General features: G+C 60.2%; 22 protein-coding genes. 13 read left to right on the forward strand and 9 right to left on the reverse strand.

Features of this window, described 5'->3' with window-relative positions:
• Positions 1-119 precede the first annotated feature (119 nt).
• Positions 120-1,514, reverse strand: coding sequence for an argininosuccinate lyase (argH, locus tag BK662_RS32140; protein WP_123360922.1), 1,395 nt, complete (start codon positions 1,512-1,514; stop codon positions 120-122).
• Positions 1,515-1,974: 460 nt separating this feature from the next.
• Here argH and BK662_RS32145 point away from each other — a divergent pair, with 460 nt between their 5' ends.
• The 7 genes from BK662_RS32145 (at position 1,975) to rsd (ending at position 8,394) form a co-directional block, all read left to right on the forward strand.
• On the forward strand, positions 1,975-2,721 hold the full coding sequence (locus BK662_RS32145; protein ID WP_007899317.1) for a LytR/AlgR family response regulator transcription factor: 747 nt from the start codon (positions 1,975-1,977) through the stop codon (positions 2,719-2,721).
• Between the two features lie 128 nt (positions 2,722-2,849).
• Positions 2,850-3,791 (forward strand): hydroxymethylbilane synthase, encoded by a 942-nt coding sequence (gene hemC / locus BK662_RS32150; protein WP_123360923.1) that lies wholly within the window; start codon positions 2,850-2,852, stop codon positions 3,789-3,791.
• Positions 3,788-4,555, forward strand: coding sequence for a uroporphyrinogen-III synthase (locus tag BK662_RS32155; RefSeq protein WP_123360924.1), 768 nt, complete (start codon positions 3,788-3,790; stop codon positions 4,553-4,555). Before hemC ends, BK662_RS32155 begins: the two co-directional genes overlap by 4 nt.
• Before the next feature lie 16 nt (positions 4,556-4,571).
• Positions 4,572-5,726, forward strand: a complete 1,155-nt coding sequence (locus BK662_RS32160; protein WP_123360925.1) for a uroporphyrinogen-III C-methyltransferase — start codon at positions 4,572-4,574, stop codon at positions 5,724-5,726.
• Entirely contained in the window at positions 5,723-6,961 is a 1,239-nt protein-coding gene (locus BK662_RS32165) for a heme biosynthesis protein HemY (RefSeq protein WP_123360926.1), read from the forward strand. The genes BK662_RS32160 and BK662_RS32165 overlap by 4 nt, the downstream gene beginning before the upstream one ends.
• A gap of 243 nt (positions 6,962-7,204) precedes the next feature.
• Positions 7,205-7,756 carry a disulfide bond formation protein B gene (locus tag BK662_RS32170; RefSeq protein WP_123360927.1) on the forward strand — a complete coding sequence of 184 codons (552 nt, stop codon included), beginning with the start codon at positions 7,205-7,207 and terminating at the stop codon, positions 7,754-7,756.
• Between the two features lie 179 nt (positions 7,757-7,935).
• Positions 7,936-8,394 (forward strand): sigma D regulator, encoded by a 459-nt coding sequence (gene rsd, locus BK662_RS32175; protein WP_123360928.1) that lies wholly within the window; start codon positions 7,936-7,938, stop codon positions 8,392-8,394.
• A 63-nt stretch (positions 8,395-8,457) separates the two neighbouring features.
• Here the strand turns inward: rsd and BK662_RS32180 are convergent, their stop codons facing one another.
• The gene (locus tag BK662_RS32180) at positions 8,458-9,123 is read right to left on the reverse strand and encodes an FKBP-type peptidyl-prolyl cis-trans isomerase (protein WP_123360929.1); all 666 of its coding nucleotides are present in this window, start codon (positions 9,121-9,123) and stop codon (positions 8,458-8,460) included.
• Positions 9,124-9,315: 192 nt separating this feature from the next.
• Between BK662_RS32180 and BK662_RS32185 the strand changes: the two genes are divergently transcribed.
• Positions 9,316-10,428: an AlgP family protein gene (locus BK662_RS32185; protein ID WP_123360930.1), complete on the forward strand. Its 1,113-nt coding sequence runs from the start codon at positions 9,316-9,318 to the stop codon at positions 10,426-10,428.
• On the opposite strand, the gene BK662_RS32190 is transcribed toward BK662_RS32185, so the two are convergent.
• Positions 10,425-10,889, reverse strand: a complete 465-nt coding sequence (locus BK662_RS32190; protein WP_123360931.1) for a TIGR02444 family protein — start codon at positions 10,887-10,889, stop codon at positions 10,425-10,427. The genes BK662_RS32185 and BK662_RS32190 overlap by 4 nt on opposite strands.
• A 50-nt stretch (positions 10,890-10,939) precedes the next feature.
• Here BK662_RS32190 and BK662_RS32195 point away from each other — a divergent pair, with 50 nt between their 5' ends.
• The 3 genes from BK662_RS32195 to BK662_RS32205 all read left to right on the forward strand — a co-directional run bounded on the left by BK662_RS32195 (position 10,940) and on the right by BK662_RS32205 (position 14,301).
• On the forward strand, positions 10,940-12,850 hold the full coding sequence (locus BK662_RS32195) for an ATP-binding cassette domain-containing protein (RefSeq protein WP_123360932.1): 1,911 nt from the start codon (positions 10,940-10,942) through the stop codon (positions 12,848-12,850).
• A complete protein-coding gene (locus BK662_RS32200) occupies positions 12,850-13,431 on the forward strand; it encodes a mechanosensitive ion channel family protein (RefSeq protein WP_123360933.1) in 582 nt (193 codons plus the stop codon). The genes BK662_RS32195 and BK662_RS32200 overlap by 1 nt, the downstream gene beginning before the upstream one ends.
• Before the next feature lie 237 nt (positions 13,432-13,668).
• Positions 13,669-14,301, forward strand: a complete 633-nt coding sequence (locus tag BK662_RS32205) for a LysE family transporter (RefSeq protein ID WP_123360934.1) — start codon at positions 13,669-13,671, stop codon at positions 14,299-14,301.
• 221 nt (positions 14,302-14,522) lie between these two features.
• Here the strand turns inward: BK662_RS32205 and BK662_RS32215 are convergent, their stop codons facing one another.
• The 5 genes from BK662_RS32215 to BK662_RS32235 all read right to left on the reverse strand — a co-directional run bounded on the left by BK662_RS32215 (position 14,523) and on the right by BK662_RS32235 (position 19,278).
• Complete coding sequence (locus tag BK662_RS32215) at positions 14,523-15,266, reverse strand: penicillin-binding protein activator LpoB (protein ID WP_123360935.1); 744 nt, start codon at positions 15,264-15,266, stop codon at positions 14,523-14,525.
• A 3-nt stretch (positions 15,267-15,269) separates the two neighbouring features.
• Positions 15,270-15,857, reverse strand: coding sequence for a penicillin-binding protein activator LpoB (lpoB, locus tag BK662_RS32220; RefSeq protein WP_007899345.1), 588 nt, complete (start codon positions 15,855-15,857; stop codon positions 15,270-15,272).
• Between the two features lie 40 nt (positions 15,858-15,897).
• The gene (locus BK662_RS32225; RefSeq protein WP_123360936.1) at positions 15,898-16,269 is read right to left on the reverse strand and encodes a YcfL family putative periplasmic lipoprotein; all 372 of its coding nucleotides are present in this window, start codon (positions 16,267-16,269) and stop codon (positions 15,898-15,900) included.
• Between the two features lie 15 nt (positions 16,270-16,284).
• Positions 16,285-17,679, reverse strand: a complete 1,395-nt coding sequence (locus BK662_RS32230; RefSeq protein WP_123360937.1) for a COG3014 family protein — start codon at positions 17,677-17,679, stop codon at positions 16,285-16,287.
• A 204-nt stretch (positions 17,680-17,883) separates the two neighbouring features.
• Positions 17,884-19,278: a COG3014 family protein gene (locus BK662_RS32235; protein ID WP_123360938.1), complete on the reverse strand. Its 1,395-nt coding sequence runs from the start codon at positions 19,276-19,278 to the stop codon at positions 17,884-17,886.
• Positions 19,279-19,431: 153 nt separating this feature from the next.
• On the opposite strand from BK662_RS32235, the gene BK662_RS32240 reads away from it, so the two are divergent.
• Complete coding sequence (locus BK662_RS32240) at positions 19,432-21,330, forward strand: FTR1 family protein (RefSeq protein ID WP_123360939.1); 1,899 nt, start codon at positions 19,432-19,434, stop codon at positions 21,328-21,330.
• 106 nt (positions 21,331-21,436) lie between these two features.
• A complete protein-coding gene (locus BK662_RS32245; RefSeq protein ID WP_123360940.1) occupies positions 21,437-21,892 on the forward strand; it encodes a YaiI/YqxD family protein in 456 nt (151 codons plus the stop codon).
• A 112-nt stretch (positions 21,893-22,004) separates the two neighbouring features.
• On the opposite strand, the gene elbB is transcribed toward BK662_RS32245, so the two are convergent.
• A complete protein-coding gene (elbB, locus tag BK662_RS32250; RefSeq protein WP_123360941.1) occupies positions 22,005-22,673 on the reverse strand; it encodes an isoprenoid biosynthesis glyoxalase ElbB in 669 nt (222 codons plus the stop codon).
• Positions 22,674-22,707 lie beyond the last annotated feature (34 nt).

The following is a 22,707-nucleotide window of genomic DNA, read 5'->3' on the forward strand; positions in this document are numbered from 1 at the left end:
AACGATCTTGAGAATGCCTTCGCGGGCAAGTCGGATCGCCGCACCGCTCGCTCCTACAAGAACAAACACGGTCTTTGTAGGAGCGAGCGGTGCGGCGATCCGACTTGCCCGCGAAGATTTTAACGGCTGGCGAGCAACGCCTGACCGCGAGCAACTGCCTTCTTGACCTGCGCCGGCGCAGTCCCGCCGATGTGGTCACGGGCATTCACCGAGCCTTCCAGGGTCAGCACGGCAAATACGTCCTGCTCGATCTGATCGCTGAACTTGCGCAGTTCTTCCAGGCTCATTTCCGCCAGGTCCTTGCCGCTTTCCACGCCGTACTTCACCGCATGGCCAACGATCTCGTGGCAATCACGGAACGGCAGGCCACGGCGCACCAGATAGTCGGCCAGGTCGGTAGCCGTGGAGAAACCGCGCAGGGCCGCTTCGCGCATCATCGCGTGTTTCGGTTTGATCGCCGGGATCATGTCGGCAAAGGCACGCAGCGAGTCGCGCAGGGTGTCGGCGGCGTCGAACAGCGGTTCCTTGTCTTCCTGGTTGTCCTTGTTGTAGGCCAGCGGCTGGCCTTTCATCAGGGTCAGCAGGCCCATCAGTGCGCCGAATACCCGGCCAGTCTTGCCGCGAACCAGCTCCGGCACGTCCGGGTTTTTCTTTTGCGGCATGATCGAGCTGCCGGTGCAGAAACGGTCCGGCAGATCGATGAACTGGAACTGCGCGCTGGTCCACAACACCAACTCTTCGGAGAAACGCGACAAGTGCATCATCGCGATGCTCGCGGCCGAACAGAACTCGATGGCGAAGTCGCGATCGGACACGTTGTCCAGGGAGTTACCGCCGACAGCGTCGAAGCCCAGCAGTTGAGCGGTGTATTCGCGGTCGATCGGGTAAGTGGTGCCAGCCAGTGCGGCGCTGCCCAGCGGCATGCGGTTGGTGCGCTTGCGGCAGTCCACCAGACGCTCGTAGTCGCGGCTGAGCATTTCGAACCAGGCCAGCATGTGATGCCCGAAGGTCACCGGCTGCGCGGTTTGCAGGTGAGTGAAGCCCGGCATGATGCTGGCGGCTTCGCGCTCGGCCTGCTCCAGCAGGCCTTGTTGCAGGCGGGTGATTTCGCTGAGGATCAGGTCGATCTCGTCACGCAGCCACAGACGGATGTCGGTGGCGACCTGGTCGTTACGGCTGCGGCCGGTGTGCAGCTTTTTACCGGTCACGCCGATGCGGTCGGTCAGACGCGCCTCGATGTTCATGTGCACGTCTTCAAGGTCGATGCTCCAGTCGAACTGGCCGGCCTCGATTTCACCCTGGATGGTGTTCAGGCCATCGATGATGCTGTCGCGCTCGGCATCGGTCAGCACGCCGACCTTGGCCAGCATGCTGGCGTGGGCGATCGAGCCCATGATGTCGTGGCGATACAGGCGCTGGTCGAAGGTGACGGAGGCGGTGAAGCGGGCGACGAAGGCGTCGACGGGTTCACTGAAGCGGCCGCCCCAGGACTGATTGGTCTTGTCAGTGCTCATGAATTCGCTCGTATCGGCTTGAAGAAAGATGGCGTGAAACGCTGACGCGGATAATAACAGGGTTGCCAATCCTGTCGCTGACACTGGTCGACAGGTTTTTTCTCATCGTGCGACCCCTGCTCGGAGCAAACGATACGGAAATTGCGCAACGATATTTTTCAATTGAGCAATATCGTCCCGGCAACCGTCTACAGTTGGACAGAGGATCAGCGCACTTCTCGATGCTGCAGCTGACTATAGAGAGAAGAGGGGTGTTCATATTGTGTATCAGCAAACCCTACGGCGATGCCTCGCCAGTGCGGGCCTGGGCCGCCAGTCACGCGGCAGATAAAAATTTAGCCGTCGGTCTCGCGGCACTTTTTGGCCCTCGCGCTAGTCTTAGCGTGGATCGCGGTGACGGACGTCACTTCACCTGTCTACGCTATCCTTGTGCGAGACTCACGCAGGAATCCAGCGCAATATGAATGTCCTGATCGTTGATGACGAACCCCTGGCCCGCGAGCGCCTGAGCCGAATGGTCGGCGAACTCGAGGGATACAATGTCCTGGAGCCCAGCGCCACGAACGGCGAAGAGGCGTTGGCACTGATCGACAGTCACAAACCGGATATCGTGCTACTCGATATTCGCATGCCGGGCCTCGATGGCCTGCAAGTGGCTGCACGATTGTGCGAACGCGAAACCCCGCCTGCCGTGGTGTTTTGCACCGGGCCCGATGAATTTGCCGTGGAAGCCCTACAGGCCAGCGCCGTGGGTTATCTGGTGAAGCCAGTGCGCACAGAACAGTTACACGAAGCATTAAAGAAAGCCGAGCGACCCAATCGCGTCCAGCTCGCGGCCTTGACTCGCCCGGCGGCCGAAACCGGTAGCGGCCCGCGCAGCCACATCAGCGCCCGCACCCGAAAAGGTATCGAACTGATTCCGTTGGGTCAGGTGGTCTACTTCATTGCCGACCACAAGTACGTCACCTTGCGTCATGAAGGCGGTGAAGTGCTGCTAGACGAACCACTCAAGGCCCTCGAAGACGAATTTGGCGACCGTTTCGTGCGGATCCACCGCAACGCATTGGTTGCTCGCGAACGCATCGAGCGGCTGCAACGCACGCCCCTGGGGCATTTCCAGCTGTTTCTCAAAGGCCTGAACGGCGATGCCCTGATCGTCAGTCGACGCCATGTGGCCGGCGTGCGCAAAATGATGCAACAGCTTTAATTCAGGGCAGATTTCTACCTGTTACCAGACATTGAGGGCCAGGGAGGCCACGCAGTTTCTGATACAAGTCAAAGTGGATTTGGCTGAGCTGTTATTATCTGCCGTATCTATTCAGTACGGATTGATCCATGTCCTCTCGCGAAATCCGCATCGCCACCCGAAAAAGTGCTCTCGCCCTGTGGCAGGCCGAATACGTCAAGGCTCGTCTGGAAGAGGCCCATCCGGGCCTGCTCGTGACGCTGGTTCCCATGGTCAGTCGAGGCGACAAGCTGCTCGATTCGCCGCTGTCGAAAATCGGCGGCAAGGGCCTGTTCGTCAAGGAGCTGGAAACCGCGCTGCTGGAAAACGCAGCCGACATCGCCGTGCATTCCATGAAAGACGTGCCGATGGACTTCCCCGAGGGCCTCGGTCTGTTTTGCATCTGCGAGCGCGAAGACCCGCGCGATGCATTTGTCTCCAATACCTACGCCAGCCTGGATGAGTTGCCGCCGGGCAGCATCGTCGGCACCTCCAGCCTGCGTCGTCAGGCTCAGCTGCTGACCCGCCGTCCGGACCTGGAAATCCGCTTCCTGCGCGGTAACGTCAACACTCGCCTGGCCAAGCTCGATGCCGGCGAATACGACGCCATCATCCTCGCCGCAGCGGGTTTGATTCGCCTGGGCTTCGAAGACCGCATCACTTCGGCCATCAGTGCCGAAGACAGTCTGCCGGCAGGTGGCCAAGGCGCGGTCGGTATCGAATGCCGTAGTGCCGACACTGAAATCCATGCGCTGCTGGCGCCGCTGCATCATCAGGACACGGCCACTCGTGTTACTGCCGAACGTGCTCTCAACAAACATTTGAATGGTGGCTGCCAAGTGCCAATCGCTTGCTACGCCGTGCTTGAAGGCGAGCAGATCTGGTTGCGTGGTTTGGTGGGTGATCCGAGCGGCGGCCTGTTGCTCAGCGCCGAGGCCCGGGCGCCACGGGCTGATGCCGAGGCTTTGGGTGTGCAAGTGGCCGAAGACCTGCTGAGCCAGGGCGCCGCCGATATTCTGAAAGCAGTCTATGGCGAGGCAGGGCACGAGTGACTGGCTGGCGCCTGTTGCTGACACGCCCTGCGGATGAATCGGCGGCGCTTGCCCGTGTGCTGGCCGACGCGGGGGTTTTCAGCAGCAGCTTGCCGCTTTTGGATATCGAGCCGATTCCCGCCTCTGACACAATGCGCGAAATCATTCCGAACCTGGAGAGCTATTGCGCGGTGATCGTGGTCAGCAAGCCGGCCGCCAGAATCGCAGTCGATCTGCTCAACCAGTACTGGCCGCAGCCACCGGTTCTGAAGTGGTTCAGCGTGGGCGCGGCGACGGCGCAGCTCCTCGAGGGTAACGGGCTGGATGTGAGCTTCCCGGTCGATGGCGATGACAGTGAAGCCTTGCTTGAGCTTGCGTCGTTGCGCGAGGCTGTCGCCGGCCCCGATCCGCGAGTGCTGATCATGCGCGGGGAGGGTGGGCGCGAGCTGCTGGCTGAGCGTTTACGCGAGCTTGGTGCTAGTGTCGAGTATCTGGAGTTGTACCGGCGCGGTTTGCCGCAGTACCCGCCGGCAACGCTGCCTGACCGGATCGAGGCGGAACGCTTGAACGGGTTGGTGGTCAGCAGTGGACAGGGTTTTGAGCACCTGCACCGATTGGCTGGCGATGCCTGGCCGAGCATGGTGCGGTTGCCGTTGTTTGTTCCAAGCCCCAGGGTCGCCGAGCTGGCACGTGCCGCCGGGGCCCAAACAGTTGTGGATTGTCGTGGCGCCAGTGCCGCGGCCTTGCTGGCGGCGTTACGGGAGCACCCCGTGCCCGTTTTCTAATGCAAAGGATGGACACGTGAGCGAAACAGCCTTGCCTAAAGATGACGTCCGGCCCGTGCTTGATGCACAGGTTGATGCACCGGTTGAAACTGCACCACCTGCTGTTGAGCAGCGCCGAGGCAATGGGTTGGCAATCGTCGCGCTGCTGTTGGGCGCTGCCGGTGTTGCCGTGGGCGGTTGGGGAGTCTGGCAGGTGCGTCACCTGCAAGCCAATAACCAGCAACAGTTGAGTCAGGTACAGGCGCTGAATGATCAGGCGCAGAGCCTGAAGCTCAACGAGCAACGCCTGACGGCCCGCCTCGAACAAATGCCGGCCGCCGAGGAACTTGACGCGCGCAGTCGTCTGGTCACTCAACTCCAAGGCGATCAGCAACGCCTGAATCAACGTCTGGAAACCGTCCTCGGCGCGAGCCGCAAGGACTGGCGTCTGGCTGAAGCAGAGCACTTGCTGCGTCTGGCCAGTCTGCGTCTGTCGGCGTTGCAGGACATCAGCAGTGCCCAGGCCCTGGTGCAAGGCGCCGATGAGATTCTCCGTGAGCAGAACGACCCGGGGACTTTTGCCGCTCGCGAGCAAGTGGCCAAAACCCTGGTAGCCCTGCGCAGTACCGAACAGCCGGATCGCACCGGATTGTTCCTGCGACTGGGTGCCTTGCGCGATCAAGTGATCAGCCTCACCGAGCTGGCGCCTGAGTACAAGGACCGTGGCGAATCCCTGCTGGGCCTGACCGCCGATGGCGACGGCGCCAGTCGCTGGGCGCAATGGTGGGATCAGATCTCGCGTTATATCCGTATCGATTTCAATGCCGACAAGAATGTCCGGCCGTTGCTGGCAGGGCAGAGCTTGAGCCAAGTTCGTCTGGCCCTGAGTCTGTCGCTGGAGCAAGCGCAGTGGGCTGCGCTCAATGGCCAGGCCGCGGTTTACACCCAGGCGCTGGCCGAGGCGCGGGATGTGCTCAAGGGCAACTTCAACCCGGATAACCCTCAGAGCAAAATCATGCTCGAGCAGGTGGTCGAGTTGAGCAAGCAGCCGGTCACGGTGGTCACGCCAGATCTGACGGGCACGTTGAGTACGGTTCAGGCCTATCTCGAGCGGCGCAACGTCAACGCCGAGGAGTCGGTGAAACCTCTGGCCAAACCTGCCGCGAGCACTTTGCAGGAGGCCACGCCATGAAGCGTCTCTATGTGATTGTGTTCGTGGTCATCGCCGCTGCCGCCGCGTTGGGGCTGGCGATTGCCGAGCATTCCGGCTACGTGCTGATCGCCTACAAGAGCTTCCGTTACGAATCGAGCCTGTGGGCAACCCTGGCCCTGGTGGTCGTGCTGTGGCTGGTGTTCTGGGGCATCAAGGCGTTGATCGAGCTGGTGACGACTTCCGGTGGAGTGGTCAATCCATGGTCGCGGCGCAATCGCAGTCGGCGGGTGCAAGTGGCGATCGAGCACGGTCAACTGGATTTGGCAGAGGGCCGTTGGGCCAGCGCGCAGCGTCATCTGTATCGCGCAGCGGAAGCCGAGCGCCAGCCGTTGCTCTACTACCTGGGTGCTGCCCGCGCCGCGAACGAACAAGGTCACTACGAGGAAAGCGACAATCTGCTGGAGCGCGCTCTGGAGCGACAGCCCCAGGCCGAGCTGGCGATTGCCTTGAACCATGCCCAATTGCAGACTGATCGCGGCGACACTGAAGGTGCGCTGGTGACCCTGCAAGCCATGCACGAGCGTCATCCTCATAACGTCCAGACCTTGCGTCAGTTGCAGCGCCTGCTTCAGCAGCGGGGCGACTGGTCGGCCGTGATTCGCTTGTTGCCGGAGTTACGCAAGGACAAAGTATTGCCACCGGCCGAACTGGCTGAGCTGGAGCGCCGGGCCTGGGGTGAAAATCTTTCGTTGGCTGCGCACCGGGAAGAGGACGGCACTGTCGGTTTGCAATCGCTCAATCGCGCCTGGCAGCAACTCACCGCCGCTCAGCGCCAGGAACCGCAACTGGTGCTGGCCTATGCCGAGCAATTGCGGCAACTGGGGGCACAGGTCGAGGCCGAGGAGGTCCTGCGTGCAGCCCTCAAGCGCCAATACGACAGCCATCTGGCACGCCTTTACGGACTGGTTCGCGGCAGCGATCCGGCCAGGCAACTGCACACTGCCGAGGGCTGGCTCAAGGATCATCCCGCCGACCCGAGCCTGTTGCTGACGTTGGGCCGTTTGTGTCTGCAAAGCAGTCTGTGGGGCAAGGCCCGGGATTATCTGGAGAGCAGCCTGCGTGTGCAGCGCAACCCTGAAGCCTGCGCTGAACTGGCGCGATTACTGGCGCAACTGGGTGACACCGAACGCAGTAATCAGCTGTTCCAGGAGGGCTTGGGTCTGCTGGATGAGCGCTTGCTGGCGGCCCCGTTGCCGGTGCCGGCTCACGCCTGATTCCTGCGCTTGTAGCGGCTGGCGCAGCCTGCTGCTACAGGAGGCGGGGATCGCTTCGAATCCGCCACTGTTTCAGCGTTGTAATCCTTCGCCGGCAAAGTCCTACAGAGGGCTACATCAAATCCTCTCGGCACTGTCGGGAATTCCCTACACTTCTGGTGAAGTGTCCGTGGTGGCCTGCCTTGAAAGGCTGCTGCGCTTTCCTCTACCGTAACCGCCTGTCTCTACTGTTACGGAAAAGCCATGTCTTTGGCCTGCTCACGCTCCTTGTTTTTCATGGTCTTCATTGCAGGTGCCCTGGCCTTGGGCGTTTCCTATTACCTGGAATATGCGGTCGGCCTCAAGCCTTGCGGGTTGTGCCTGTTGCAGCGGGTTTGCCTGGCGCTGCTCACGGGTGTCTGCCTGGCGGCTTCAGTACAGGGACCTGGCCGCTTCGGATCGTTCCTGTATTGGCTGCTGGGTCTGCTCTGCAGTCTGGCGGGGACCATCACTGCATGGCGGCAGGTGGTGTTGCAGAGCGATCCGGTGCATCAGCTATCGGCATGCTCGCCTGATCTGGCCGATCTGTTCGCCAGTACGCCCTGGTTGTGTGTCGTGCAGCGAATGTTCAAAGGAACCGCCGATTGCGCGGAAATTTCCTGGACGCTGTTCGACCTGAGCATTCCGGAGTGGAGTCTGCTGTTCTTCGTTGCGATGATGATTCTGGGCGGGTATCAGTTGCTGCGCCTTGTCTGGATCGCGTGTCAGCGACCGCTCAGCGGCGAGTCGTCGCACCGGGTACTGACGGGTGATTAAACACTTGTATGAACTTTATCTCCTGCGTACCTTGAAGCCATAGGCGCGCGGGCATAATCTGGCCCGCACGTGTCATTGGATTTATGTTGCTCGAATGACGCTCTGCCTGGTCGACTCTTGATCTTCAAGTGTGCGACAGGTGTAGAGCAGCATGACCCACAAGGGAAGAGAGAATCACCATGCTCGAAAGTTGTCAGAATGCTCAGGAACGCTGGGGTGGAGTGCATCTGCTGATCGATCGCTGGTTGCAGGAGCGTCACGAACTGGTTCGGACCTATGACGCTCTCGGCGCCAAGCCCGAAGCTTTGGGCGAGAACCGAAAACCGTTGCAGGAATTCTGCGGTGTGCTGGTCGACTATGTGTCTGCCGGGCATTTCGAGATCTACGAACAGCTGACCGGCGAAGCCAAGGCGTTCGGTGATACTCGCGGTCTGGAGTTGGCCGAGACGATCTACCCGCGCATCGACGTCATTACCGAGAAGCTGCTGGCGTTCAACGACCTGTGTGATGCCGGTAAATGTGTCGCGGAGAAATTCAAGGAGCTGGGTGGCTTGTTGCACGAACGCTTCGAACTGGAGGACTGCCTGATCGAAGTGCTGCATACCGCTCACAAGGAAGAGGACCCGGTTCAAGCCTGAACCCCCTTCCTGCAAGACCTCCAAAAACGGTGCGCTATGCGCGCCGTTTTTCGTTTCCGGTATTCAGCTCGTGGCACCGCGCAATTCGACTTCGAATACCAGCGGTGTGAACGGCGCAATCAGGTCGCCGGCACCCTCGGCGCCATAGGCTTCGGCCGATGGAATCACCAGGCGCCATTTCGCACCGACCGGCATTTGCTGCAACGCGCTGCGCCATCCGCTGATCACGCTGTCGAGACTGAACCACTGCGGCTGACTGTTCTGATCGAACACCGTGCCGTCGGGAAGGCGACCGATGTACAGCACCTGGATTTTGCCGTTGGGGCCAGCTTTGGCGCCAGTGCCCGGCGCCAACTCTGTTAGCAATATTCCATCGGCCAGCTCACGAACACCCGGTCTGGCTTTTTCCTCGGCGAGAAAGGCCTGCTCTTTTTCGAGGGCGATTTCACTTTGCGGCGTGCTCGGTTGCAAGGCGACCTGGGCTTCGTGCTCGGCAAGAATCTGTTCGATCTGCTCATCTTTCAGCGCCAGGGGTTTGCCTTGATAGGCTTGTTGCAAGCCTTGGATCAGCGCCTGAAGTTGCAGATCGGGAACCTCTTGGCGCAGGCGTTCACCGAGGCTTGCGCCCAGGCTGTAAGAGAGATCATGAGTGTCATTTTCTTTGGTTTTTTCGGCGGCGTGGGCCACGGAAAAAAACACGCACAGTGATAAAAAAAGGTAGCGCGACATGGGCACTCTCCGACCTGGGATGCGGGGGATTATGCCAGTGTGAATGTGCTCGACGGTGAACTGGTTTTACGCAGGCGCAGAAGAATTTCAATCTGTTGCAACGCAGCGCTTTGGATACTGTCAACATGCCCTAGCGGCGGTAGCTGCAGAGGTCTAGTATGAGCCGCACCCACGTCAGCCAGGAGGTAAACCATGTCGGCCACCAAGAAGCCAGTAAATACTCCGTTGCACTTACTCCAACAACTCTCGGGCAGCTTGCTCGAGCATCTGGAAAACGCTTGTTCCCAAGCCTTGGCTGATGCTGAAAAACTGCTCGCCAAACTGGAAAAGCAACGCGGAAAAGCGCAAGAAAAACTGCACAAGTCCCGTACCAAATTGCAGGACGCTGCGGCGGCCGGCAAGGCCAAGGCACAAGCCAAAGCCAAGGGCGCGGTGAAGGAGCTTGAGGACTTGCTCGATGCCCTCAAGGATCGTCAATCCGAAACTCGCAGCTACATTCTGCAACTCAAGCGCGATGCTCAAGAAAGCCTGAAACTGGCCCAGGGCGTCGGTCGTGTACAAGAGGCTGTCGGCAAGGCGTTGTCTCTGCGTTCGGCCAAGCCTGCTGCGGCTCCTGCCAAGAAAGCCGCTGCCAAACCGGCTGCTGCAAAAGCACCGGCCAAGCCTGCTGCCAAACCGGCTGCCAAAGCACCGGTGAAAGCCGCAGCAAAACCTGCCGCTAAACCTGCGGCAAAAAAACCAGTCGCTGCTAGCGCTGCAAAACCGGCTGCAAAAACAGCTGCTGCCAAACCTGCCGCCAAGCCAGCCGCTGCCAAAACAGCTGCCGCTAAACCGGCTGCAAGAACCGCCGCCGCTAAACCGGCAGTGGCGAAAACTGCAGCGGCTAAACCAGCTGCCAAACCGGCTGCAAAACCAGCGGCTAGAACTGCCGCTGCGAAACCTGCTGCCAAGCCTGCCGCGAAACCAGTCGCGACTAAAACTGCTGCCAAGCCAGCTGCAAAACCGGCTGCAAAAGCTGCAGCCAAACCGGCTGCCAAAACTGCTGCTGCAAAACCTGCCGCAGCGAAACCAGCAGCCAAACCTGCCGCTGCCAAACCGGCTGCAAAGCCAGCCGCCAAGCCAGCTGCAAAACCAGCAGTGAAAAAACCGGTTGCCGCCAAGCCGGCCGCCGCGCCAGTTGCCAAGCCAGCCAACCCGGCTCCGGCAGCAACGTCTGCTTTAGCAGCAGCCACCTCGACAGCCACGCCAGCGCCAACGCCGGCCGCCGCATCGATCGCAGCAACCACCCCAACCAGCGCTTCCTAAGTGCTGCTTACCGCGACGCGCAGCTGATGCAGCGCGTCGCGGTCCAGGTGGACGGCGCCTGCCGTTACACCTTCCAGCCAGGCCGATAGATCGGTCGCCTCACCTTGCGGCCAACTCAACGCCGATCGTTCCAGTCGTACCAACAGATGTCGCTCGGCTTCCAGCTCGAGTGCCTTCACTTGCTCGCGCAAGGCATTCAGTTCGCTATCGTCAGCGGCAACGACTTTCCAATTCACCCGCAAGGCTCGCAGCGGTTGCACCACGTCTGCGTCCCAAGGCTCGGCCACGCTACGCAGTTGCTGCAATCGTTGTTCGTTACAGGCGACGCCACGTTCTGCCAGCCACAGCCCGCAGAGCAGCAAGCACACATTGATACCCGCCGACTGTAATTGCAGGCAGGCATCTTCAACGCCGGGACGGGCGTAAGTGCCAAGGGAAAAGCTCCACAGGTCAGAGGACATAGTGCTACTCGCGCCAGTTGCGAGCGAAGCTGGTAGACTCCGCCGCCATTATGATTCGACTTCAGAACCTGACTTTACAGCGTGGCCCGCAACGTCTGCTAGAAGACGCCGAGCTGACCCTGCACGCCGGCCACAAAGCCGGCCTCATCGGTGCCAACGGCGCCGGCAAATCGAGCCTGTTCGCCTTGATCCGGGGCGAACTGCACCCGGACTCGGGTGATTGCTTCCTGCCGGCCGACTGGCGCATCGCCCACATGCGTCAGGAAATCGAGACGCTCGAACGCATCGCGGTCGACTACGTGCTCGATGGTGACCTGCGCCTGCGCGAGGTGCAACGCGACCTCGCCGCAGCCGAAGCGGCCCATGACGGTGCCGCTCAGGCCCGCCTGCACTCGGAACTCGACAGCGCCGACGGCTACACCGCCGACGCTCGGGCTCGAAAGCTGCTGGCCGGCCTTGGCTTCACCAATGAGCAGATGGATCGGCAAGTAGGAGATTTCTCCGGTGGCTGGCGGATGCGTCTGAACCTGGCGCAGGCGTTGATGTGCCCTTCGGACCTGTTGCTGCTCGACGAACCGACCAACCACTTGGACCTCGACGCCATCATCTGGCTCGAAGAGTGGCTTAAAAGCTACCCCGGCACCTTGATGCTGATTTCCCACGACCGGGACTTCCTCGATGCCGTGGTCGATCACGTAGCCCACGTCGATCAACGCAAGATCACTCTGTATCGCGGTGGTTATAGCGCCTTCGAACGCGCCCGTGCCGAACGTCTGGCCCAGCAACAACAGGCCTACGAGAAGCAACAGGCGCAACGTGCGCACATGGAAAGCTACATCGCCCGCTTCAAGGCCCAGGCCACCAAGGCCCGTCAGGCCCAGAGCCGGATCAAGGCGCTGGAGCGGATGGAAGAGCTGTCCGCCGCGCACGTCGATTCTCCGTTTGATTTCGTCTTCCGCGAGTCGACGAAAATTTCCAGCCCGTTGATCGATCTGTCGGATGCTCGACTGGGCTACGGTGACAAAGCCATTCTGGAGAAGGTCAAGCTGCAACTGACCCCAGGCGCGCGGATCGGCTTGCTCGGCCCGAACGGCGCGGGTAAATCGACCCTGATCAAAAACCTCGCCGGTGAGCTAGAGCCGTTGGCCGGTCGCCTGACGCGCGGTGAAAACACCGTCGTTGGCTACTTCGCCCAGCATCAGCTCGATTCCCTCGACTCCAAGGCCAGCCCGTTGCTGCACTTGCAGCGCCTGGCGCCGACCGAGCGTGAGCAGACCCTGCGCGACTTCCTCGGTGGTTTCGACTTCCGCGGCGCGCGTATCGATGAGCCGGTACTGAATTTTTCCGGCGGTGAGAAGGCGCGTCTGGCCTTGGCATTGATCGCTTGGGATCGACCGAACTTGTTGCTGCTCGACGAACCGACCAACCACCTGGATCTGGAAATGCGGCTGGCGCTGACCATGGCCCTGCAGGAATTCAGTGGCGCGGTACTGGTGGTCTCACACGATCGCCATCTGCTCAAAAGCACCACTGACAACTTCTATCTGGTGGCAGACGGCAAGGTCGAGGAGTTCGACGGCGACCTGGAAGACTACGCCCGTTGGCTGGTCGAATACCGTCAACGCAATGCCCCGGTCAGCAATACACCAGTCAATCCGGACAAGACCGACAAGAAGGCCCAGCGCCAGGCCGCTGCTGCATTGCGTCAGCAACTGGCACCGCACAAGCGTGAGGCCGACAAGCTTGAAGCCGAGTTGGGCAAGCTGCACGAGAAGCTGGCGAAGATCGATACCAGCCTTGGCGACAGCGACATTTACGAGCCGATGCGCAAGAACGATTTGCGTGATCTGCTGGCTGAACAAGCCAAGCTGAAGGTGCGTGAAGCCGAACTGGAAGAAGCCTGGATGGAAGCGCTGGAACTGCTCGAAAGCATGCAGGCGGAGCTGGAGGCACTGTCCTGATGGACGCCTTCAAGCTGCCTTTACCGGCAGGGTGGGGCGAGCCGCTCTGGCTGGTCGTGCAAATCCTGCTGATCCTGCTGGCCGGTTATATCGCCCAGCGTGTCGTCGCTAAATGCCTGACTCGATTGGGTGAGCGCTACCCGTTTCCGCCGCAGTTTTTCATGCCGCTGCGCGGCGGTTTGCGCTGGCTGATCATGGGCAGCGCGCTGATCTTCGTGCTGGAACGCCTCGGCGTGTCGGCCACGGTGCTCTGGACGGCGTTGTCCGGTTTCGTTGCAGTAGCTGCCGTGGCGTTTTTCGCCATGTGGAGCGTGCTCTCCAATCTGCTTTGCGCGATTCTGATCTTTACCGTCGGCCCATTCCGTATCGGCGATGTGGTCGAGTTGGTGGATACCACCGACAAGCCCGGCGTCAAAGGCCGGGTGGTGGCGATCAATCTGCTCTACACCACGCTGATCGAAGCCGAAGAACTCGGTACCGGCAGCGCCATGGTGCAAGTGCCCAATAGCCTGTTCTTCCAGCGCTCGGTTCGACGCTGGCGTGGCACTGATGTGTTCTCTTCGAACGGGTTTGAAAAATAGACTTTCTATAGCCTGACACACCGCTATCGCGAGCAGGCTCGCTCCCACATTTGATCCTCGGCGAACCTGTTTTCTGTGATCAACCGAGCACCACTGTGGGAGCGAGCCTGCTCGCGATGAGGCCTTACAGCCGTAAACGCTGGTCGGCAGTCGCCATGTCCTACAAAAAATCGGTAGTCATCGGCCCAAAGGCGCATTAGCTTAGACGTCTGTCACGAATCTGAGTCGAGGTGTGCGATGGTGCTTCAAACATGGCTGGCGTTTTTTGCCGCCTGCTGGGTGATCAGTCTTTCTCCCGGTGCCGGCGCCATTGCGTCGATGTCCAGCGGTTTGCGCTACGGTTTCTGGCGCGGTTACTGGAACGCCTTGGGTCTGCAACTGGGCCTGGCGTTGCAGATTGCGATTGTCGCTGCCGGTGTGGGTGCGATCCTCGCGGCCTCCGCCACGGCTTTCTATGCGATCAAATGGTTCGGCGTGGCCTATCTGGTCTACCTCGCGGTCAAGCAATGGCGCGCACTGCCCAATGACATGAACGATGATGCAGCCATTCGGCAAATCGGCAAGCCGATGGCGCTGTTGTTTCGCGGTTTTCTGGTAAACGTCAGCAACCCCAAGGCCTTGGTGTTCATGCTCGCGGTGCTGCCGCAATTCATCGATCCCCACGCACCGCTGGTGGCCCAGTACCTGATCCTCGGTGTGACCATGATTTGTGTCGATCTGATCGTCATGGCCGGCTACACCGGGCTGGCGGCCAAGGTGCTGCGTTTGTTGCGCACACCCAAGCAGCAAACACGCATGAACCGCACCTTTGCCGGGCTGTTCATTGGCGCGGCGGCGTTCATGGCGACCCTGCGCAAAGCCGCGGTGTAAAACCTGCAGGCACAAAAAAGGCGACCCTTACAGGTCGCCTTTTTCATTGTGGCGAGCGAGCTTTTTGTGGCGAGGGGGCTTGCCTGTGGCGAGGGAGCTTGCTCCCGTTGGGCCGCGCAGCGGCCCCAAAACCATTCCTCCGAAACCGCATCAATCGATTTACGACTGCTACGCAGCCGAGCGGGAGCAAGCTCCCTCGCCACAAAGTACCTACTGAAATATCAGTGCAGAATCACCGGTGCCGTATCCCGCGGCAGGTTATTGCGCAGCGGCGCCTGCCCCGGCTGCTCATAGCCACCGCCACCAAGCTGTTGGCTCAGTTGCGCAGCCACATCTTCACCCAGCGCCTTGGACACATCACGTACTACCCGTGGGCGGTTCAGGGAAACCCGGATGTCCCGGCTATTCACCAGTTTGGTGTCCTGACCTTCGCCCATCGCCGTGAAGGCCGAGGTAATCTCAAAGGTCTTGGTGTTGATCAGGCTGAAGTCCGCCACCAGCGTCAGCCCCAGCACCGCCGAATAGCTGTCAGTGTTGGCCAGCTCGTTCATGTCGCGGGTGAAGTCGATGTCTGACACGGTGCCGAACAGCACATAGTCGGCACCCTTGAAGCTACCGGCCTTGATCCGCTTGATCACGTCATACACATCACCTTTGGACGAGGCTGTATAAGGCGTGCCCTGCACCAGCTGGAACATGCCGGTGCGCAGAATCTCGCCCTTGATGTCGCCGGTGAATTTCCGCAGTTCACCTTGCTCGATGTAGCTGCTGGTGGCTTCGTACTCTTCGTAACTGGACGAACCACTGGCGCCGTAATAGCTCTGGCTGTGGTTGCTTTGGGCCGAAACAGTGTGGACGTATTGCTCCACCCGTTCCTGATACGCCACGTCCGCTACTGCGACTTTCGGGGCCGCTTGCACGCTGAACGCGCAAGCCAGGGCCATCATGCCAATCCATGTGCGCATCGATTAACGCTCCGTGGTTTTGCGGATCTCTTTTTCGTCCATCCATTCGGCCAGACCGCTTTCAACGTCGATCAACTGCAGGCTGAATTTGTAGAAGACGTCCTTGTAATCGCTGCTGCGCTTGACGATCGAGCTGATCGAGCCTTCGATGCGATACTGGGCAGCGATCATGTTGCCAGTCTTGGCGACGGTGCTCTTCTTGTACAGGCCGCTCTGGTTTTGCAGCTTGAGCTGGTCAACCTGGCTTTGCATGGCAGTGTTGTCGCTGGCGAAGCGGGCGACGCCGGTCTTCATCAGCTGGGTCTTGATGCTGGTGGTGATTTCGCGGGTATCGATGTACTCGCTGGTCTTGTTCTTCACGTCGTAAACCTGCACCACCGGACGGCCTTGCAGGATGCCGGACTGGGCCAGGGAGCGGGTCATGGATTCGGCGATCATCTGCAGGTCGGTGGAGCCGAACTCGTTGGTCACGGTTTCCACGGCCTTGGTGTCACCGTAGCTGATGTTTTTGCTGCCCAGGGTTGGCGAAGTGTTGGCGCAACCGCTGGCCAGAAGGGCAATGACGGCGATGAACGAAAAGCGTGCAAACATGGGGAATGCTCTCTAGAACTGAACGAATAGGGTGTCGGGCTTAAGGCGTTTTGATTTCGAGACGGAAATCCACGGCTTTGGCGGTTGGCGCAATGGCCTGAATGAAACTGGTCTGTTCGCCGTACATCAGCTGACTTTTCCAGGTTTCCTCTTCGGCAACCGGGAAGCCTTCAGGGCCGAGCCAGGCAAAACGGTAGTAGAAGGTCTTGTTGTTATAGCTGGTGTTGCTCAGCTGGGCATTGACCGTCATGAAGCCGTTTTCCCGGGCCACGCGCATGGCGCCGACCACGATGTTCTTGAGCTTGCCCATGGCCACGACCTTGCTGGCAGCGCTGCCTGGCTCTGGTGGTGGCGGGGTGGCGCAGCCGGCCAGCAAGGCCAGCGCGACGACAGCGATGAATTTGAAGTGCATGCAAAGACTCCGTTCTTAAGGTTGTTTGAGGCTGGCCACGGCGGTCGGGTTGGCGCTCGGCATCACGTGCGCAGCCACGCCGCTGGCGAATACTTGATTGCCCACGGCGCGCAGGGTAATGACCTGAAAGCGCTGATCGACGGTGACCTTGACTATCGAGCCGCCCACGGCGCTCGGCAACGTGACGCTATGCTCGCCTTTCTTCAAGCGCAGACGCACCACCTGAGTGTTGTCCGGCAACGTACGCCACGTACGGGTATCGGCACCTTCGAGCACGGCTGAAGTGATGCCGACCGCAAGACCTGCCAGCGGGTTGGTTTCGTTGATCTGCTTCTGTGCTACGCCGCGAGTGATCGCCCGCACGGTGGTGCGCAGGATGATGCCCGGCATGTCGTCACGCAGCGCGCGACGGGACATGGCGGTGGTGCTGTTGAGTTGCGTCAGATTCAACTGCTGACCGTCCACGCCGATCTGGGCGAAGGTGGCAGTGGAGGTATCCGGTTTGATGATCGGGAATGACAGCGGCGTGATCACCACGTTGTTGCTGATAGGCAATGGCAGCGGAATGCGGATCGAATCGCGGGACGGCGCCAGGCCGCTTTGCACAACGATCAGGATGTCGCTGTCATCGTTCTTGGCGGGTTTGTCGAGATTCACCAGCGCCTGTTCCAGCAACGGCGTATTCGGCCGCAGCTCGGCGGCCTTGCGATAACCTGGTGCCGCCAGATCTTTCTCGCCCAGGGCTTCATAGACGAAACCGGCCAGATAATGGCTGAACGCACTCTGGTAGCTGTTTTTCAGGCTGACCACTTCCGGTGCGTCGAGGCTGGCCACCGGGTAACCCTGAAGATCCTTGTATTGGGTTTTGACGCCTTCTTTCTCGGCTTGCTCTTCGCTCTTGAGGTATTCCTTGTCACGCAGCTCGGCGATCACCGCTTCACGTTCGTGAGTCTTCTTGATCGCGGTGCGCGCGCCGTCGAAATCGTTTACCGCCAGCAGGTTGAGGGCCATCTGCGTGGTCAGCATGACTTTTTCGTAGTCGTAGCCTTCGTAGCGACGAACCTTGTCGTTGACCAGGAAGCTGCCGAACTGAGCCAGGTATTTGTCGGTGTCGAGCCTGACCGAGTCTTCCCACTTGCCCACCACCTGATCGGCACTGGTCCAAGCGTTCTGGCTGCCGGACAAGTCGCCCTTGGCGCGCAGCAGTTCACCTTTCTCGAAGTAATAGAGCAGGTCTTTGTCTTTGCTGGTGTTGTTCTTTTCCAGCAGGGTCAATGCGGCGTCGACGTTGCCGGAAGCCAGTTGCTGGTTGGTTTGTGCAAGTTCCGAATCGTAGTTACGAAAGGCCGAGCAGCCGGAAAGCAACGTGACCGCGCTGAGCGCGATCAAGGTGGGGGCGCGGAATACCATAGGGGTACGTCTTCCCTGAATATAAGCAGCCGCGTGCTGGTCGGGCTGTTGGGACCATCGACAGGGCTGTTGGCCTCCTGCCAATTCCTCCTAAAAAGAGGAGCTTAAATGCCATATCGCAATAACGATGGCGCGGCATTATAAACAGGGATGCTGGCCATGTAATGGCTTTTTAATTACATGCTTTCACAAATGTGCCATTACTTATTTCTGGCCTGATACCGGCGCTGGCGAGGTGAGCTCGTAAGTCGTTCCGACGACGAATGCCACGGTGTTTATCGTGCGCAGGTTGATGACTTGAAAGTCACGGTTGATGCGCAGGGTAACCGGCGCGGTGCCGGGCGCGTTCGGCGCGATGAACAGGTGTTCACCTTTTTTCAGCGGCAGACGCGCGACCAGGGTTTTGTCCGGCAGGGTGCGCCATGTGCGGGTGTCGGCCTCCTCGAATGGGTCTTCGCGGGTGACCACCAGCGATGCTTTGGCCGGGTTGCGTTGGTTTTCCTCGGCCTGGCCGATAGCCGCCATGTTGGCGCGGAACATGGCCCGCGAGATGATGGCGGGCATGTCATCACGCAAGGTGCGCAACGCCATGTCAGTGACGCTGTTGAGTGCGGTCAGCGGCCGTTTGCGACCATCGACGATGATGTGGTCGAACGCTGGCGTGATGCTGTCCGGGATCATCACCGGGAAAGAAATCGGGGCAACGATCACCAGGTTTTCGTTGAGCCGTACCGGAATCGGCACGCGCACCGAGCTGCGTGCCGGCGCCAGGCCGCTTTGGACGATGATCAACACATCACTTTCATCGGCTTTTGCCGGCGGCTTGTCGAGGTTGCGCAGCGCCTGCTCGAGAAACGGCAGGTTCGGGCGCAATTCAATTGCCTGGCGATAGCCCGGCGCGGCGAGCGCGCGTTCGCCGAGGGCTTCGTAGGTGAAGCCAGCCAGGTAATGACTGAACGCACTCTGATAACCGTTCTTCAGTTCGATGACGGCTGGCGCATCGAGGGTGGTCACCGGGTAGCCCTGCAGATCCTTGTAGCGCACCGAAATGCCCTGGGCCTTGGCCTGCTCCTCGAGCTCTTCGTACTGCCGCTCGCGCTGACGGGCAATCAGCGCTTCGCGTTCGTGGGTTTTCTTGATGTCGGCGCGGGCGCCGTCGAAGTCATTCGCAGCCAATTGGTTGAGGGCCATTTGCGTGGTCAACATGACTTTTTCGTAGTCGTAACCTTCGTAGCGACGCAGTTTGTCATTGACCAGCAGGGTGCCCATTTCATTGCCAAACCGTGTGAGCAGTTTCATTGCGCCGGAGGGCACCGCTTCTTCGCGCTGGAACACCATCTGGTCGGCGCTGCGCCAGGCTTTCTGGCTCTGCGGCAGCGCACTGGCGACACTCAGGATGGCGCCTTTCTCGAAGTAATAGAGCAGATCCTTGTCTTCCCAGGGATTGTGCGATTCCACCAGGTCCAGCGCACCCTGAAGGTTGCCCACCAATAGTTGATCGTTGGTCTGTTGCATCTCCTGATCGTAATTTCGGTACGCGGCACATCCACTCAGTTGCAGGGCGAGACTCAGCAGCGAGAACAAGAGGCAGGAGCGCATGGACGATGATTCTTCCTTGATCGGATAACGCGAGGAGATAGCAATTGGCCGCTGAATGTATACGCAGCTGAGCAGGAAATACCAACAAAGCTTGAGTGAAACTCATTGGGAGTGAACAATGTGTTACTTCGTATTTCCATTTGAGATTTATTCATGATTGCCTCCTCTCGTTTTCTGGCGTGGCTCGTGCTGCCGGTGATCGCGTTCTGCAGCTTCAATGCGCTGGCCGAAACCGCGGAAGGTGCGCCCAAAGCCCTGCATTTGCTCGATTACATTGGCGCTGATTACCCGGCGACGGTCGAGGCGGGCAAAGTCATCGATGAGTCTGAATACCGCGAACAGCAGGAATTCCTGAAGGTGTTGCAAGGTTTGATCGCCGATTTGCCGGCCAAACCCGACCGCGCAGAACTGGAGCAGGGCGTCGGTAGCCTTGGCGCTGCGATCGCCGCTCGCAAAGATGGCGCAGACGTCGCCCGTCAGGCGCGGCAGCTGGGGGCAAAACTGGCGGTGACCTACGAGGTTAGCCAGGCCCCGGTCATCACCCCGGACCCGACCCGCGGCGCGCCGTTGTATACCCAGCAATGCTCGGTGTGCCATGGCGATGCGGGCGCCGGTGATGGCCCGGCAGGTGTCGGTATGACGCCTCCGCCGGCCAATCTGCGCGATGCCGTGCGACTGGACCGTCTGAGCCTCTATGCGATCTACAACACGCTGGGCATGGGCGTTGAAGGCACCGACATGCCGGCCTTCGCCGATCAACTGGATGATCGTCAACGTTGGGACCTGGCGACCTACATCGCCAGCTTCAGCGCCGATCCGGCCGCGGCAAAATCCGAGAAAACCTACAACATCGCCGACCTGGCACGTCAGACGCCAGCCGAAGTGCAGGCCGCCGAGGGGCCGCAAGCGGCCGCGACCTTCCGCGCGCAACGGGCGCAACCGCCGCAGGTCAAGCGTGGCCCGGGGCAGTTGCTTGATTACACGGCGGCCACCTTGGACAAGAGCATCGCCGCCTACCGCGCCGGCGAGCACGATCAGGCCTACGACCTGTCGGTGGCAGCGTACCTGGAAGGCTTCGAGCTGGTCGAAAGCTCTCTGGACAACGTCGACGCCAACGTGCGCAAAGACACCGAGAAGTCCCTGATGGCTTACCGTCAATCGTTGCAGGATGGCTTGCCGGTGGCCCAGGCCGAGCAGCGTCTGGAGGCGGCCAAAGCCAAGTTGAAAGAGTCCGCTGGCCTGCTGGGCAGTGATGGCTTGAGCTGGTCGCTGAGCTACATTTCCGGTCTGTTGATTCTGTTGCGAGAAGGTCTTGAAGCGATTCTGGTGCTCGCGGCGATCCTCGCGTTCCTGCGCAATACCGGTCAGCAATCGGCGGTGCGCAGTGTCAACATCGGTTGGGGCCTGGCACTGCTGGCCGGGTTGGCGACCTGGGCGGTGGCGGCGTATGTGATCGACGTCAGCGGTGCCCAGCGTGAACTGCTGGAAGGTGCCACTGCACTGTTTGCCAGTGTCATGGTGCTCTGGCTCGGCGTATGGATGCACGACCGTCGTCACGCAGCGGCCTGGCAGGATTACATCAAGAGCAGCCTGGTGAGCGGCGGCGGGCGTTTCGGGTTTGCGATCCTGGCGTTCTTCTCGGTGTATCGCGAGCTGTTCGAAGTGATCCTGTTTTACGAAACCCTGTGGTTGCAGGCCGGGCCGGCAGGGCACAACGCCGTAATGGCGGGCGGGGCGACGGCGCTGGTATTGCTGATCGGTCTGGCCTGGGTGATTCTGCGCGGCTCGGCGAAACTGCCGCTGGCGTTGTTCTTTGGCATCAATGCCGGGCTGCTGTGCGCGTTGTCGGTGGTGTTTGCCGGCCATGGCGTGAAGGCGTTGCAGGAGGCCGGGATCTTCGGCACGCGACCGGTGCCGTTCTTTGACTTCGACTGGCTGGGGATCCACGCTGATGCCTATTCGCTGAGTGCTCAGGCCGTGGCGATCATTGCGATCATCGTGCTGTACAGCCGCAGCCGGATGGCCGAGAAGCGGCGTCTGCCGGTTTCTTAAAAGCATTCGCTGCGCTCACAATCGCGAGCAGGCTCGCTCCCACAGGATTGCGTATAACCTGTGGGAGCGAGCCTGCTCGCGATTTTTTTTGGACGAGGAAAACACTATGCGCGTGTGGATCGATGCCGACGCTTGCCCGCGGGCAGCCAAGGATCTGGTGGTGAAATTCGCCCTCAAGCGCCAGTTCGAAGTGGTGCTGGTGGCCGGCCAGCCGCAGATCAAGCCGGGCCTTGCCCTGGTGAAGTTGATCGTGGTGCCCAGCGGCCCGGATGCCGCTGACGATTATCTGGTGGAACACGCAGTGCCAGGTGAACTGGTGATTTGCAGCGATGTGCCGCTGGCGGACCGGTTGGTGAAGAAGGGCGTTGCGGCGCTGGACCCACGGGGCAAGGAGTTCGATGCGCAGAACATGGGTGATCGACTGGCGGTGCGCAACCTGTTCACCGATCTGCGTGAACAGGGCCAGATGAGCGGCGGGCCGGCACCGTTTGGCGAGCGCGAGAAGCAGGCGTTCGCCAATGCACTGGACCGGATACTTACCCGGTTGTCGCGTAACGCCTGAAAAGATCGCAGCCTGCGGCAGCTCCTACATGGACCGTGACCGACGCAAATTACGGGGCAGTACAAAATCCTGTAGGAGCCGGCGAAGCCTGCGATCTTTTGATCTTGCCTCTTTACTCGTCGTTTTCGTGGGTCAGTTCCAGTACGCGGTCGACCAGTTTGTTGATGCCGGAAGCGGCCTCGCTGATCGATTGCGCCAGCATGTACGCCGGAGTGCTCACTAGTTTGCGCGCTTTGTCTTCGACGATGTCGGTCACTGCGCACTCGGCATGGGTGGCGCCCATTTTGTTCATCGCGGCAGCGGTATCGGCATCGTTGCCGATGGTACAGGTCACGCCTGGGCCGTAGATCTTGGCCGCCAGGGCCGGCGAGATGCAGATCAGCCCCACCGGTTTGCCGGCCTCGGCGAACGCTTCGGTCAACGCCAGGACGTCAGGTTGAATGCTGCATCCGGCACCTTCGACGGCAAAGTTCGACAGGTTCTTGGCTGATCCAAATCCGCCGGGAACAATCAGCGCATCGAAGTCTTCGACGCTGGCATCACGGATATCCTTGATGTTGCCCCGGGCGATCCGCGCCGATTCCACCAGCACGTTGCGCGCCTCGGGCATTTCTTCGCCGGTCAGGTGGTTGATCACATGCAACTGCGCGATATTGGGTGCGAAACACTGCACCTGGGCACCGCGCTGGTCCAGCCGCAGCAGGGTGATCACGCTTTCGTGGATCTCGGCGCCGTCGTACACGCCGCAGCCGGAAAGGATCACTGCAATTTTTTTGCTCATGGGCTTTTCTCCAGATTCATGGCGTTAAATGTCC

It is taken from the genome of Pseudomonas frederiksbergensis, assembly GCF_003732275.1.
GTDB classification, from domain to species: Bacteria; Pseudomonadota; Gammaproteobacteria; order Pseudomonadales; family Pseudomonadaceae; genus Aquipseudomonas; species Aquipseudomonas frederiksbergensis_H.